14 protein-coding genes are annotated in these 13,091 nt (G+C 31.3%); 3 read left to right on the top strand and 11 right to left on the bottom strand.

Annotated features, from left to right (window positions below):
• Nucleotides 1-31 precede the first annotated feature (31 nt).
• Nucleotides 32-2,449 (bottom strand): outer membrane beta-barrel protein, encoded by a 2,418-nt coding sequence (locus ABXT64_RS06460; protein ID WP_443632118.1) that lies wholly within the window; start codon nucleotides 2,447-2,449, stop codon nucleotides 32-34.
• A 214-nt stretch (nucleotides 2,450-2,663) separates the two neighbouring features.
• Between ABXT64_RS06460 and lepA the strand changes: the two genes are divergently transcribed.
• On the top strand, nucleotides 2,664-4,460 hold the full coding sequence (gene lepA / locus ABXT64_RS06455) for a translation elongation factor 4 (RefSeq protein ID WP_443634883.1): 1,797 nt from the start codon (nucleotides 2,664-2,666) through the stop codon (nucleotides 4,458-4,460).
• Between the two features lie 3 nt (nucleotides 4,461-4,463).
• On the opposite strand, the gene ABXT64_RS06450 is transcribed toward lepA, so the two are convergent.
• From ABXT64_RS06450 to ABXT64_RS06440, 3 genes are all read right to left on the bottom strand, one after another.
• Nucleotides 4,464-4,724 (bottom strand): hypothetical protein, encoded by a 261-nt coding sequence (locus tag ABXT64_RS06450; protein ID WP_443634881.1) that lies wholly within the window; start codon nucleotides 4,722-4,724, stop codon nucleotides 4,464-4,466.
• 119 nt (nucleotides 4,725-4,843) lie between these two features.
• The gene (locus tag ABXT64_RS06445) at nucleotides 4,844-5,539 is read right to left on the bottom strand and encodes a geranylgeranylglyceryl/heptaprenylglyceryl phosphate synthase (RefSeq protein WP_443634879.1); all 696 of its coding nucleotides are present in this window, start codon (nucleotides 5,537-5,539) and stop codon (nucleotides 4,844-4,846) included.
• Nucleotides 5,532-6,173, bottom strand: a complete 642-nt coding sequence (locus tag ABXT64_RS06440) for a 4'-phosphopantetheinyl transferase superfamily protein (protein WP_443634877.1) — start codon at nucleotides 6,171-6,173, stop codon at nucleotides 5,532-5,534. The genes ABXT64_RS06445 and ABXT64_RS06440 overlap by 8 nt, the downstream gene beginning before the upstream one ends.
• 73 nt (nucleotides 6,174-6,246) lie before the next feature.
• Here ABXT64_RS06440 and ahcY point away from each other — a divergent pair, with 73 nt between their 5' ends.
• Entirely contained in the window at nucleotides 6,247-7,563 is a 1,317-nt protein-coding gene (gene ahcY, locus ABXT64_RS06435; RefSeq protein ID WP_443634876.1) for an adenosylhomocysteinase, read from the top strand.
• A gap of 232 nt (nucleotides 7,564-7,795) precedes the next feature.
• Here ahcY and ABXT64_RS06430 read toward each other — a convergent pair whose 3' ends face one another.
• The 5 genes from ABXT64_RS06430 to ABXT64_RS06410 form a co-directional block, all read right to left on the bottom strand.
• A complete protein-coding gene (locus ABXT64_RS06430) occupies nucleotides 7,796-8,131 on the bottom strand; it encodes a hypothetical protein (RefSeq protein ID WP_443634875.1) in 336 nt (111 codons plus the stop codon).
• Nucleotides 8,132-8,254: 123 nt separating this feature from the next.
• Nucleotides 8,255-8,518, bottom strand: a complete 264-nt coding sequence (gene rpmA, locus ABXT64_RS06425) for a 50S ribosomal protein L27 (RefSeq protein ID WP_443634874.1) — start codon at nucleotides 8,516-8,518, stop codon at nucleotides 8,255-8,257.
• 24 nt (nucleotides 8,519-8,542) lie between these two features.
• Nucleotides 8,543-9,064 carry a 50S ribosomal protein L21 gene (gene rplU / locus ABXT64_RS06420; RefSeq protein WP_443634873.1) on the bottom strand — a complete coding sequence of 174 codons (522 nt, stop codon included), beginning with the start codon at nucleotides 9,062-9,064 and terminating at the stop codon, nucleotides 8,543-8,545.
• Between the two features lie 107 nt (nucleotides 9,065-9,171).
• The gene (locus ABXT64_RS06415; protein WP_443634872.1) at nucleotides 9,172-9,618 is read right to left on the bottom strand and encodes a DUF4199 domain-containing protein; all 447 of its coding nucleotides are present in this window, start codon (nucleotides 9,616-9,618) and stop codon (nucleotides 9,172-9,174) included.
• An 82-nt stretch (nucleotides 9,619-9,700) separates the two neighbouring features.
• A complete protein-coding gene (locus tag ABXT64_RS06410) occupies nucleotides 9,701-10,573 on the bottom strand; it encodes a DMT family transporter (RefSeq protein WP_443634871.1) in 873 nt (290 codons plus the stop codon).
• Nucleotides 10,574-10,673: 100 nt separating this feature from the next.
• On the opposite strand from ABXT64_RS06410, the gene ABXT64_RS06405 reads away from it, so the two are divergent.
• Nucleotides 10,674-11,120 carry a heavy-metal-associated domain-containing protein gene (locus tag ABXT64_RS06405; RefSeq protein ID WP_443634869.1) on the top strand — a complete coding sequence of 149 codons (447 nt, stop codon included), beginning with the start codon at nucleotides 10,674-10,676 and terminating at the stop codon, nucleotides 11,118-11,120.
• 61 nt (nucleotides 11,121-11,181) lie between these two features.
• Here ABXT64_RS06405 and gldD read toward each other — a convergent pair whose 3' ends face one another.
• Together gldD and ABXT64_RS06395 are read right to left on the bottom strand one after the other, a co-directional pair.
• On the bottom strand, nucleotides 11,182-11,736 hold the full coding sequence (gene gldD, locus ABXT64_RS06400) for a gliding motility lipoprotein GldD (RefSeq protein WP_443634867.1): 555 nt from the start codon (nucleotides 11,734-11,736) through the stop codon (nucleotides 11,182-11,184).
• A gap of 1 nt (nucleotide 11,737) precedes the next feature.
• Nucleotides 11,738-13,081: a gliding motility-associated protein GldE gene (locus tag ABXT64_RS06395; protein WP_443634865.1), complete on the bottom strand. Its 1,344-nt coding sequence runs from the start codon at nucleotides 13,079-13,081 to the stop codon at nucleotides 11,738-11,740.
• Nucleotides 13,082-13,091 lie beyond the last annotated feature (10 nt).

Raw genomic sequence — 13,091 nt, 5'->3', positions numbered from 1 at the left:
TTTTTAGTTATAAATAATATTGTTAAATCAATTAATCTAATCTTTCAGATTCATTGATGCTTGAAGATCTATTATTATCTCTTAAGCGAGTATTTCCGAAGTTATATTTAAACCCTAATCTAAATAATCTAGATTCAGATTTAGCAAAATAACTATTATCTTGATTGTAATATCTTGAAGTTACAAGAATATTATTAGTATTAAAAATATCATCAACACCCACAGTTATACTTGCTCTTTTTTTCCATATTGATTTTCTGAAAGAAACCGAAGTAATAAACTGGTTTTTGTAGTTAACAGAGCCCGAAATTACATTTGAAATATAGGACGTATTAATATCACTTGTGAAGGTTTTGTCTTTAGATAATGTTACACTACTATACATTTGAGCATAAAACCCATAAGTGTCATTTTTATAAGTCTCTTGTGGGCTTGCCAATGCAAAAAACTCGTTTTCTACATAATAAGTAGAAGTGTAAACATATAAAGACCACCAAGAACACAATGATGAATAATAAGAAATATCAAGGCTATAATTAATGTCATGAATAATATTGGCATCAATATTTTGAGTAGAATTGTTTTCGTTGTCCTGAAAACTTAATAAGGCAAGTGGGTCTTTTTTGTAAATATAATAGGCTTCAAAAGTCCATTTATTTTTTAAAATATAGCTTATCAGGTATTTATTTTTAATTGTAGGAACTAAATTTGGATTCCCCATATTCATTATATTATCTGTAATAAAATATGAAAACGGATTTAAACTTTGAAACCTCGGACGTTCAATACTTCTTCTATAGTTTATTTCAAAAACATTGTCATCGTTGATTTTGTATAAAGCAGATACTGCTGGAAAAATATCAAAATAATCCTGCTTATTAATGATACCTAGCGATCTAGAATCTCCTTTAACATCAGTGTATTCTCCTCTTAAGCCAGCACTAATATTCCATTTTCCCCATTTTTTGGCATAATTTATATAGCCTGCAAAAATTGACTCCGCATAGACAAATAGGTCTGAGTTTGCTTCTACATATTCTAAGACATCATTTTCAATATTAAAAAAGTGTAAGCCACTTTCTGTATTGATATGAGAATATTTTAAACCTGCTTCAAAATTACCCTCTCCTAGCTTCTTATTAAAATCGGTTTGCCCTGTAAATATATTACTGTCTTGCTTTGCATCTGTAAAGAAATTAACGGTATTTAATAAAGTTCCTGAAGGAAGGCTATACTCAGTATTTAAAACTTGAGTTCGCTCATTATTATAATTAATATAATGTACTAAAGTAGAAAGCTGGGCTCCTTCTTCATCAAGCTTAACATTATGTTCTAAATTAAACGAAAGATTAGCAGTGTCATATTCTAGATTACTTGCTGAGTTAAAAACAAAATCTAATTGCTGTTGCGCATCAAATATTTCTCCATAAACAGTATTATTAAATGTCTTATTTGGAGAAACTATTGCCGTTGTTGAAAAATTTAAGCTATTCTTTTCATTCAAAGTAAAATCTAAAATCACATTCCCTTGATGCGCTTTAGAATGTGTTACTTTTTCAAAATCCGATTCCCAAACAGATTTTCTTGAAACATTATCTTGATTAAAGAAGTGAATATAGTTATCATCTTGCTTAAAGTCTTTTCTTGGACTAAAACTATAACTCGCATAGGCATTCAACCAATGATTTTTATAATAATGAGCTGTTGAAAATCTATATTTAGAAAATATTGCTTGTTCCCAAGTTGTGTTTACTGAACCTTTATAACCTATAGAAACAGCCCTAGAGGTAATAATATTTAATACTGTTGTCGCTTCTGCATCATATTTGACAGATGGGTTTGTAATTACCTCAATAGATTTAATATTAGAAGCATCCATACTTTTTAAAAGCCCAGATAACTCAGACGAAGTTAAATACACTCGTTTGTCATTGATGTAAATAATTGGTTTTGTTTTTTTAACTGAAATATCATCTCCGATAATCAAAACACCGGGTGTTCTCGTTAATAAATTGAATGTATTTCCAGTAGAAAGAGAGCTGTTTTCTACATTAAAAATAAGTTTTCCAGGCGCTCTTTTAATAGTAGGTCGCCTTACTTTAATTACAGCTTCATCTAAAGATTCAACATTTTCCTTTAATTGAATAATTCCAAGATTACTATTTTCTGAAAAATGTAATCTTCTTGAAACAGTATGATACCCTATCATTGAAATTTCTAAGGAATATTCTTTAGCCGCTAAATTTTTAATTTGAAAAACCCCACTTTCACCTGTTGCTGTACCTGTGAAAGGTGTTGTTACATCATTTTCAAACAACAAAATATTAACAAATGATAGCGGACGATTATTTATATCTACTACTTTTCCTTCAATTTTATAGTTTTGGGAAAAAAGCAGAAGTGGCAGCGCTAAAAACAAAAGCAAAAATATTTCTTGCAGAGACTTCATAAATAAAAGTTTTTACGTAATAATTTACTAACCTTTTTATTAAAATAAATCTTTGGGGAGATGAAATATTTTTAAAAATTAATCAATATCCTTACAAAGATGTAATTATTTATCTTTCTAATAAACAAAAAAGGTTTTTTTTTCGATAAACAGTAATTATAATTAACTATGTTTTTAATCTATATTTGTACCCTCGACTTAATGTTGACTATTTATGAAAAACATTCGCAACTTTTGCATTATTGCACATATCGACCATGGTAAAAGCACTTTGGCAGATAGGCTATTAGGTTATACTGGTACTGTTACAGAACGTGAAGAACAAGCTCAATTGTTAGACAGTATGGATTTAGAGCGTGAACGTGGAATTACTATTAAAAGCCATGCTATACAAATGGAATATATGCATGAGGGTGAAAACTACATTCTAAATTTAATTGATACCCCTGGCCACGTAGATTTTTCATACGAGGTTTCTCGCTCAATTGCAGCTTGTGAAGGAGCTTTATTAATTGTTGATGCAGCTCAAAGTATACAAGCACAAACAATTTCTAATTTATATCTTGCTTTAGATTGTGATTTAGAAATCATCCCTGTACTAAATAAAATAGATCTTCCTTCTGCAAATCCAGAAGAAGTAACCGATGATATCGTAGCTCTTTTAGGTTGTACTCCTGAAGAAGTGATTCCAGCGAGTGCAAAGACAGGGCAAGGAATAAAAGAAATTTTAACCGCAGTTATAGAACGTATTCCTGCTCCATCTGGAAGTGTTGATGAACCATTACAAGCGTTAATTTTCGATTCAGTATATAATCCGTTTAGGGGGGTTGAAACCTATTTTAGGGTAATGAATGGTGAAATTAAAAAGGGACAACATATTAAATTTGTCAATGCCAATAAATCATATTTTGCAGATGAAGTTGGTACTTTAAAATTGAAACAAGAACCTAAAGCAAGTGTGAAAGCTGGAGATGTTGGGTATTTAATTACAGGTATAAAAGAAGCTAAAGAAGTAAAAGTGGGTGATACCATCACAGATTTTAAAAATCCAACACAGAATATTATCGCTGGGTTTGAAGATGTAAAACCTATGGTTTTTGCAGGTATTTATCCTGTTGATACTGAAGATTATGAAGAGCTACGATCTTCTATGGAAAAGCTTCAATTAAATGATGCTTCCCTTGTTTTTATACCTGAAAGTTCTGCTGCACTTGGATTTGGTTTTCGATGTGGATTTTTAGGAATGTTACATCTTGAAATTATTCAAGAACGACTTGAGCGTGAATTCGATATGGTAGTAATAACAACGGTTCCTAACGTTTCATATCAAGCATATACCAATAAATATCCCGACAAAGTTATATTAGTTAATAATCCAAGTGATTTACCTGATCCTTCTAGCCTTAACAGAATGGAAGAACCTTATATAAAAGCTTCTATCATTACAAAAGCTGATTTTGTTGGTTCTGTAATGTCGCTTTGTATTGAGAAAAGAGGTATGCTTACTAATCAAACTTATTTAACTACTCAAAGAGTTGAATTAACTTTTGATATGCCTTTAGCTGAAATTGTATTCGATTTTTATGATCGTTTAAAAACAGTTTCAAAAGGATATGCATCTTTCGATTATTCACCTATTGGTTTACGTGAATCTAAACTAGTAAAAGTAGATGTATTACTTAATGGAAATATTGTAGATGCTTTATCTGCATTATTACATCAAGACAATGCGTATGATATAGGTAAAAAAATGTGTGAAAAACTTCGCCAACTAATACCACGTCAACAATTTGACATTCCAATACAGGCTGCAATTGGTGCCAAAATAATATCTAGAGAAACCGTAAAAGCATTACGTAAAGATGTTACCGCTAAATGTTACGGTGGAGATATTTCACGTAAGAGAAAATTGCTGGAGAAACAGAAAAAAGGTAAAAAACGTATGCGTCAAATTGGAAATGTTGAAATCCCACAAGAAGCATTTATGGCTGTGTTAAAACTAAACGATTAAGTTTTAAAAACTAGGAGTATAATCGCTACGATCAGATTTTACAATTTTAAGAAACAGAATTCCACTTTTAACTGATTCCAACGTATTTTTCATTTCATTAGTTAGCATACTCATTACTTCGCCATAATCGCCATACACTTGTGTACTTAAAGGGTTTTCAATCATTGTAAATCCAGATGCTCTTAATTTTTTTATGAAATCTTTAATTGCAGGTTCATAATCATCTTGTAATGGAGTTAGTGTAAGTTCTACAGATATTTTCATGTGTTTATATGTTTTGTTTTTTATAGGTCATACTTCGACAAGCTCAGCACAGGCAGGCTATTCGCTTTTAATTGTTCCATTAGGGCATAAAAAATTTAGCATGCTCGTTTCATGGTTTTTTATTTTTCAAAAGCTGTCCCCATCACAATCATATTAGCTCCAGAGGCATATGCATTTCGTTTTTGATCTTCAGTTTTAATTCCTCCGCCCACAATTAATGGAATGGAAATAGCTTCGCTAACCGCTTTAATTACACGTTCGTTTACGGGAGTTTTTGCGCCACTTCCTGCTTCTAAATAGATCAACTTCATGCCTAAATATTCTCCAGCGATTGCGGTGTCAATTATTGTATCAATACTCTGTTGAGAGATTGCAGAAGTATTAGTAACTCGCGCTACGGCAGATTCATTCTCCCCATCTATTAAAATATATCCTGTAGGAATAATTTCGAGTGTTAATTTCTTTAAAACAGGCACAGATTTTATTTGCTGACCTATCAAATATTCAGGATTTCTTCCTGATAATAAGGAAAGAAAAAGAATTCCATCTGCATCATTACTTATTTGTGTAAAATCACCAGGAAATATAATAATCGGCAGTGTACAATCATTCTTTAATGTTTCAATAACTTTTTTTGTAATCCCTTCTTTCACCGTGCTTCCTCCTACAAAAATATGTGTTGTTTCCTTCGGAATAGTTTTCAGAAATGAATCCGTTTCAAATACATTAAACTTATCAGGGTCAATCAAAATAGCCAACATTTGCTTCTTTTCCGAAACAGAATTAAGAATATTTTGATAGTGTTTTTTAAACATCTTTCTTATCAATTAAAGAATATGCACAGGTAAAACCATCAAATTCAGTAAACCAAACTTGATATACTTCATCTTTATCATGGTAAGCTACCCATGCTGTAGTTTTTTGGTTTTCAAACTGAAAATCTTCTACATAAATGTTTTGAATAAAACTAATCCCTTTAACTGCAAAACTTTTATACAACGATTCTTTTGCACACCAAACGATAGTTAGTTTTCGCATTAATAAATCATCATCTTTTATATTTTGATAATTCTTTAAGTGCGTAAACTTATGTGCTATTTTTAAAATTTTAGGACGTTGCTTTTCAATATCGATCCCAATTTCAAAATCGCTAATAATGATGGCAGAAAACTGAAACGAATGAGTTATTGAAATATGTTTTCCGTCAATTAAATGCGGTTTTCCATTTTCATCATAGAATAAGTCGAAATCTGTATATCCCTCTAAAGCCAATAAATGCCTTATACTTAAAAAGCCTCTACGGTGAATTTCACTTTTCATTCCCAATACTCTGCGCGAACAATGTGATGTTAATTCTATTCCTTTAGAAAGTGATTCAAAAGATTCTTCAATCTTCCAAATGAGCACTTTAGTCGTAGAATTAACTGTTATAGTTTTGTAAAGAGGCATATAATGTGACGGATATTATGTAATTTTGCGTTCTGAAATATATCAATATATAATTTAAATCAAATATAATAATATGTCTACTAAAACAGTGCCCTATGTGGCGTATAAAGTAAAAGATATTTCCCTAGCAGATTGGGGACGTAAAGAAATTGAATTAGCTGAAGCAGAAATGCCAGGCTTAATGTCTTTACGTGAAGAGTATAAAGATGAGCAACCTCTTAAGGGAGCACGTATCGCTGGATGTTTACACATGACGATTCAAACCGCTGTGCTAATTGAAACTTTATTAGCTCTTGGGGCAGAAGTAACTTGGAGTTCATGTAATATATTTTCTACACAAGATCAAGCTGCTGCTGCAATTGCTGCCGCAGGTATTCCAGTGTATGCTTGGAAAGGAATGAACGAAGAAGAATTTGATTGGTGTATTGAACAAACATTGTTCTTTGGAGAAGATCGTAAGCCTTTAAATCTTATTTTAGATGATGGTGGTGATTTAACAAATATGGTATTAGATAGATACCCAGAATTAGCAGAAGGAATTAACGGTCTTAGTGAAGAGACTACTACTGGAGTTCATCGTTTATACGATCGTATGAAAGCTGGAACGTTACCAATGCCTGCAATTAATGTAAACGATAGTGTTACTAAATCTAAATTCGATAACAAATACGGATGTCGTGAAAGTGCAGTTGATGCTGTTCGTAGAGCTACCGATATTATGTTAGCTGGAAAACGTGTTGTTGTTTGTGGGTATGGAGATGTTGGAAAAGGAACTGCAGCTTCATTTAAAGGTGCAGGGTCGATTGTAACTGTTACTGAAATTGATCCTATTTGTGCATTACAAGCTGCAATGGACGGTTTTGAAGTGAAGAAATTAGAAACAGTAGTTGAAAATGCTGATATTATTATTACTACTACAGGGAACAAAGACATCATTCAGGGAAGACATTTTGAAGCAATGAAAGACAAAGTTATTGTTTGCAACATTGGACACTTCGATAATGAAATCGATATGGCTTGGATGAACAATACTCATGGCGCTTCTAAAATTGAAATTAAACCACAAGTAGATAAATATACTATAAAAGGGAAGGATATTATTATTCTTGCTGAAGGTCGTTTAGTAAATCTTGGTTGTGCAACAGGGCATCCTAGTTTTGTAATGAGTAATTCATTTACGAACCAAACCTTAGCTCAATTAGAACTTTGGAATAACAGAGATGCTTATAAAAATGAAGTGTATATGTTACCAAAGTATTTAGATGAAAAAGTAGCAAAATTACACTTAGCAAAAATTGGAGTGGAGTTAACTGAACTTCGTAAAGATCAAGCAGATTATATTGGTGTAAGCCAAGAAGGTCCATATAAACCAGAATATTACAGATACTAAACATAGAGCGCTATCGCTGTTAGAAGCTAGACCGTTTCGCTTTTAGACTATTACACTAAACCCTTGCAAGATTTTCAATCATTTGAGAATTAAATGTGAGGGTTTTTATTTTTGGGTAATCCAGCCAAAAAAATGGCTGTCACGCTTAGTGTTTATCCTGAGTATTGCCGAAGGGCTATATCTTTTTAAATACTATAAAAAAGATGCCGCTTCAATCGTTATTGCATCTAATTTATTTTTGTTTCCTAAAAAAATAGCTCATCCAAACCGGATCATTATCATCAGACACGATAGCTTTACGGTCAAAAAACTCCCAATTGGCGGCATTCATATAATTTAGTAATGTAGAGGTCTCTTTAATATCTTCCATTTCATCTATTGAAATGGTCTTGCCTACTAGGGAAGTTTGTTCTTCCACTCGAATTCTTTTTACTTTTCCTCGGTTATTGGCTTTTTGTACCACAATAACTTCGAGGTAATCATATTTAACAATTTCTTGCGATACAGCTGTATTTACCACAAAAATAATGAAAACAAATACTAAGAGGTTCGGAATAATTTTTTTCATAAGTGAATTTGTTTGTGAAAAACCAATGTACAATATTAAAATTTTCTGTATAAATTTTATCCATAAAAAAACCCTTTCCACATAAATGCAGAAAGGGTTTTTAATATCGTTAAGAAAAATATCTTAAGCTTCTCCGTTTGGTACGATAGAAACGTATGATCTGTTATTTTTCTTTTTAGTAAACTTTACAACACCGTCAACTCTTGCGTGTAATGTATGGTCTTTTCCACCATAAACATTTTCACCTGGATGGTGTGTGTTACCTCTTTGTCTTATGATGATATTTCCTGCGATAGCAGCTTGTCCACCAAAAATCTTAACACCTAGACGTTTCGATTCTGATTCTCTACCATTTTTAGAACTACCAACTCCTTTTTTATGAGCCATTTTCTTTAGGTTTTATATTATTAATTAACTTAAAGCAGCAATTAAATCAGCTTTCTTCATAGAAGAAATCCCTTCAATTCCTTTAGCTTTTGCCATTTCTTTTAATTGAGCCACTGTCATTTTACTCAAATCTTGAGTAGAATCATCAGCTTTCACTTCTTTTTTAGGAGCTGCCTTTTCTGCTTTTGGAGCAGCTGGCTTCGCTTCATTTTTTGGAGCTGATTTCTTAGCACCTGAAGCCACAATACTTTCAATTACAATTTCTGTAAGTGATTGTCTGTGTCCATTTTTTACTTGGTATCCTTTTCTTCTTTTCTTTTTGAAGACAATAACTTTGTCACCTTTAAGGTGCTTAATGACTTTTGCTCCAACTTGAGCTCCGTCGATAGCCGGGGCGCCGATAGTAACTTTGCCTGCGTCGCTTAACAAAAGAACATTATCGAAAGAAACTTTCGAACCTTCATCTGAAGCTAAACGGTGAACAAAGACTTTTTGGTCTTTCGCAACTTTAAATTGCTGCCCTGCTATTTCTACAATTGCGTACATAGCGTAACGTTTTTATTATTAAATTAACTTAAACCTTATGGTAAAAGCGGGTGCAAAGATAGCGTTTAATACCGAAATATCAAATGCTTTGTGAAAAAACACTGTATTTAAAAATTCGTAGTGTTTTGGTTCCTAGATTCTTTCAATAATTGCATAAAAGTTAATGTAAGCACAACTGTTGTAGAGCAGCTCATAATAAATATTGAAAATAGTAAAATTTGAGCTCCAGTATCGTAATTAATATTCCATGATTTTAGGATTGCCATAGCAAATTGCATATCGATATGAAATATATACACTGCCATAAAAATTACAAATATTATGCTTGCAAGCCCTCCCGTAAGTAAACCAATCCTAAACCCAACTTCATATTTGAAAACTTGCACACTTCTTTTATAAGATCGTATAGCATAAAAAATTCCCGCGCCAATTATAAGTCCGTTTACAGAACTTAAGACGGGATATTGATGCCACCCTATTAATTTTAATATTAAAAAGTAAGCAACCATTAGGCCAGCAATAACAAAACCATATTTGATATAAAAATTATTCATATTATTGATTTTTTATTTTATTGTGATACTAAATTTCGTGAAAAATAAAACAATATCAAATTTTATATCAAATTAATTTTTCTTAACCAATCCTTTTGGTGTTTGACAAATAAACTCCAATCAAAATCACACAGGTTGCAATTGCTTGCCAAAAATTGAATAATTCTCCGTCTAAAAGACCCCAAACTACAGCAACAATAGGCATTAAATAGGTTACAGAAGAAGCAAATACAGGTGTTGACATTTGCACTAACTTATTGAAAAATATTTTTGCAATAGCAGTTCCAAATAAAGAAAGAAGGACAATATAAAATAATGACATTTTAAAATGAACTCCTTCCAATACTTCCGAAGTAAAAAAATCAGAATATAATAAGACTATAAATGCCGGAATCATTATGGCGGTAAAATTTCCAACCGCAATAGTTACAGGAGGAATATTTTGCAAATGCCTTTTTATAATATTTACACTAGCCGCATACATTACTGTAGCTATAATCACCATAATTGCATACAAATAATTTTGATCGGGATTTAAAGAAGCACCATTTAAAATCAACATCAACGTCCCTAAAAAACCTATAACTACACCAATAATTTGTTTCTTTGATGAAAACATTTTAAAGGCAACAAAACCTATAATTATGGTGTTTATTGGCACTAATGAATTTAAAATGGAAGCGACTGCACTGTCTATTTCAGTTTCAGCATAAGCAAATAGAAATGCTGGGAAAAAGGTTCCTAAAAACCCAGAAATAATTAACCATTTAATATCTTTTTTAGTAAGATTCTTTAACCTTTTAAAGCCCGCTGTAAATAATATAAACCCTGAAATAATAATACGTAAAGCTCCTAGTTGTAAGGGAGTTAAACCTAAAAGTCCTTTTTTAATCAATATAAATGAGCTCCCCCATACTAAGGATAGCATTAATAGATAAACCCACTTTTTACTCATCTAGATGATTTTATTTAATAAAAGCACAAAAATCTCACTTTTAAAATAAAAAACAGCAAACAATCATTACTTTTGTACTATAATTCTATAAAGAAAAATTATGAAAACAATTAAAATACTTTTAGGTATTGCCTTTTTATCAATTGCTGTATGGTCTTGTAAAAATGAAGTAACTCCTGAAACAAAAACAGTAGAAGTTGAAACAACTGAAGTTAAAAAACAATTGGATCCTGATGCTGTTATAGCTAAAGCTGAATTCAATATTGAAGGAATGACTTGTGCTATTGGATGTGCAAAGACTATTGAAAAGAAATTAGCTAAAATGGAAGGTGTAAAATCTGCAACGGTAGATTTTGAGAATAAATTAGCAATGGTTGAGTATGACGAAGCGAAAGTTACTACGACAAACCTTGAAGAAACTGTAAAAAAAGCAGGTGAAACTTATTCTGTTAACGGAATGAAAACAGTAGAATCATTTACTTCTAACGGAGCAAAAAAAGAATGTAGTAAAGATTGTAAGAAAGCTTGTTGTGCAGATAAAGTATAAATAACGTCTTTTTAATAAAATATAAAAAACCACCAATACAGGGTGGTTTTTTTATGCTTTATTAGTTCCATTCGATGGTTTCCATTAAAGTTCTAACATCGTTTCGCAAATAAACTATTGCAGGGTATAAAGAATCATAATTTGGTTTTATATTAAAATATAGAGATCCCGTTACAAAATGATTAACGCTATCTGTAACATAAAACTGTGAATGTGTTGCTGCATTTCCGTTAATCATATAAAACATTCCATAGACATTATTTATTGAATCAACTCTAGGTTGTTCAAGTATCGACTCGGCTTTAACAGTATGATCATAGGTTAACTTTTGCGCATCATATAATAAGGAGTCAATGCTTTGCTTATTATTCACCTTTTGATATGTGAGGTAAATAGTGGCTTTCATTTTTGAATATTTTAAATTAATTCCACCATTTCTCTTAGAAATAAGCGAAGCTTCTTTATTTTTCTTGAAAGTATATGGAAATTCCATTTCAACAGATTCATATTCAGGTGTCGGATATTCTAAGCGTAATTTAGAATTAGGCTTTATAGTAACCTCATCGTTACACGCTACAACAGTTAAGGCAAGAAATACAACTAAAAGAAATCGCATATTATTTAATAATTGAAAGTTTTATTTGTTTGATACGCTTGTTATCAAATACTTCAATAGTAAACGCAAAATGATGAAAATTTATTACTTCATCCTTTTTAGGGAATCCTTTTGATATCTCTAAAATAAATCCAGCTAAAGTTTCAGCTTCACCTTTACTGTCTTCTATCAACTTTTTATCTTCCGATTGTATTTTTAAAACTTTATAAAAATCTTTAAGCGGTGTTTTGCCTTCAAATATATAGGTGTTATTATCTATTTTAGAAAAAATAAGATCCTCATCATCGTATTCATCACTAATTTCTCCTACAATCTCTTCAATAATATCTTCCAAGGAAATAAGTCCACTAGTGCCACCATATTCATCTACTACAATAGCAAGATGCATTTTCATTTCTTTAAATTCATTTAATAAATCATCTAATTTTTTATTTTCAGGAACAAAGTAAGGCTCCCTAATTAAAGAGGTCCAATTGTATGCATCTTCATCGATATGAGGTAGTAAATCCTTCACATAAATAATCCCTGTAATATTGTCTATGTTCTCTTTATATACAGGAATTCTTGAAAATCCGTTAGAAATAATTTCAGGAATAATATCACTAAACTTTGCTTCTTCATTTAATGCAAATAAATCCATACGAGGCTTCATTACTTGCTTAGTATCAGTATTACCAAATGTAACAATCCCTTTTAGAATTTTATGCTCTTCACTGGTAGTATCCTTTTTAGAAGTTAACTCTAAGGCTTGTGACAATTGATCTACACTAAACCCAGATTTTTGCTTTCCAAATCTGCGTTCAATTAATTGTATTGTTGACCTCATTGGCATACTTATAGGTGTCAATAAGGTGTCTAAAATATTTAAAGGGTATACCATAAAACTCGCAAAAGAAAGACGGTTTCTATTTGCATAGATTTTTGGAAGTATTTCTCCAAACATTAATATTAAAAAAGTAACAATCACTACTTCAGATACGAACCTAAGATTTATACCATAAAACTCGGTTATTAATCCTGAAAAGAATAAATCACTTAACGAAGCAAAAAGAAGTACAATAGCAATATTGATAAAATTATTTGCAACTAAAATAGTGGCCAATAATTTTTTTGGCTTAGCAAGTAATTTTTTAACAAGGTCTAATTTATTTGAAAGTGACTTATCACTGGTGTCACTCGTTCCATTTTTTTCTTCAAAATCTGTTGGACTTAACGAAAAGAAAGCTACTTCAGCGCCAGATATTAAAGCAGAACAAACTAGTAAGACAAGTAAAATAACAATACTTGTAATATGACTAATACTTAAAAGTGAAATCAATAATAAACTGGGAGGTTCTAGATCCAAAATATTTTAA

It is taken from the genome of Candidatus Marifrigoribacter sp. Uisw_064 (genome assembly GCF_047730175.1).
Classification (GTDB): Bacteria; Bacteroidota; Bacteroidia; order Flavobacteriales; family Flavobacteriaceae; genus Marifrigoribacter.
Note: the sequence above shows the minus strand (reverse complement) of the source record. Positions and strands in the feature narration are given on the sequence as shown.

Bases quoted from the DNA above. Each gene is read 5' to 3' on its own strand.
- ABXT64_RS06460 (WP_443632118.1), bottom strand. From the start codon at position 2,449: ATGAAGTCTCTGCAAGAAATATTTTTGCTTTTGTTTTTAGCGCTGCCA.
- lepA (WP_443634883.1), top strand. From the start codon at position 2,664: ATGAAAAACATTCGCAACTTTTGCATTATTGCACATATCGACCATGGT.
- ABXT64_RS06450 (WP_443634881.1), bottom strand. From the start codon at position 4,724: ATGAAAATATCTGTAGAACTTACACTAACTCCATTACAAGATGATTAT.
- ABXT64_RS06445 (WP_443634879.1), bottom strand. From the start codon at position 5,539: ATGTTTAAAAAACACTATCAAAATATTCTTAATTCTGTTTCGGAAAAG.
- ABXT64_RS06440 (WP_443634877.1), bottom strand. From the start codon at position 6,173: ATGCCTCTTTACAAAACTATAACAGTTAATTCTACGACTAAAGTGCTC.
- ahcY (WP_443634876.1), top strand. From the start codon at position 6,247: ATGTCTACTAAAACAGTGCCCTATGTGGCGTATAAAGTAAAAGATATT.
- ABXT64_RS06430 (WP_443634875.1), bottom strand. From the start codon at position 8,131: ATGAAAAAAATTATTCCGAACCTCTTAGTATTTGTTTTCATTATTTTT.
- rpmA (WP_443634874.1), bottom strand. From the start codon at position 8,518: ATGGCTCATAAAAAAGGAGTTGGTAGTTCTAAAAATGGTAGAGAATCA.
- rplU (WP_443634873.1), bottom strand. From the start codon at position 9,064: ATGTACGCAATTGTAGAAATAGCAGGGCAGCAATTTAAAGTTGCGAAA.
- ABXT64_RS06415 (WP_443634872.1), bottom strand. From the start codon at position 9,618: ATGAATAATTTTTATATCAAATATGGTTTTGTTATTGCTGGCCTAATG.
- ABXT64_RS06410 (WP_443634871.1), bottom strand. From the start codon at position 10,573: ATGAGTAAAAAGTGGGTTTATCTATTAATGCTATCCTTAGTATGGGGG.
- ABXT64_RS06405 (WP_443634869.1), top strand. From the start codon at position 10,674: ATGAAAACAATTAAAATACTTTTAGGTATTGCCTTTTTATCAATTGCT.
- gldD (WP_443634867.1), bottom strand. From the start codon at position 11,736: ATGCGATTTCTTTTAGTTGTATTTCTTGCCTTAACTGTTGTAGCGTGT.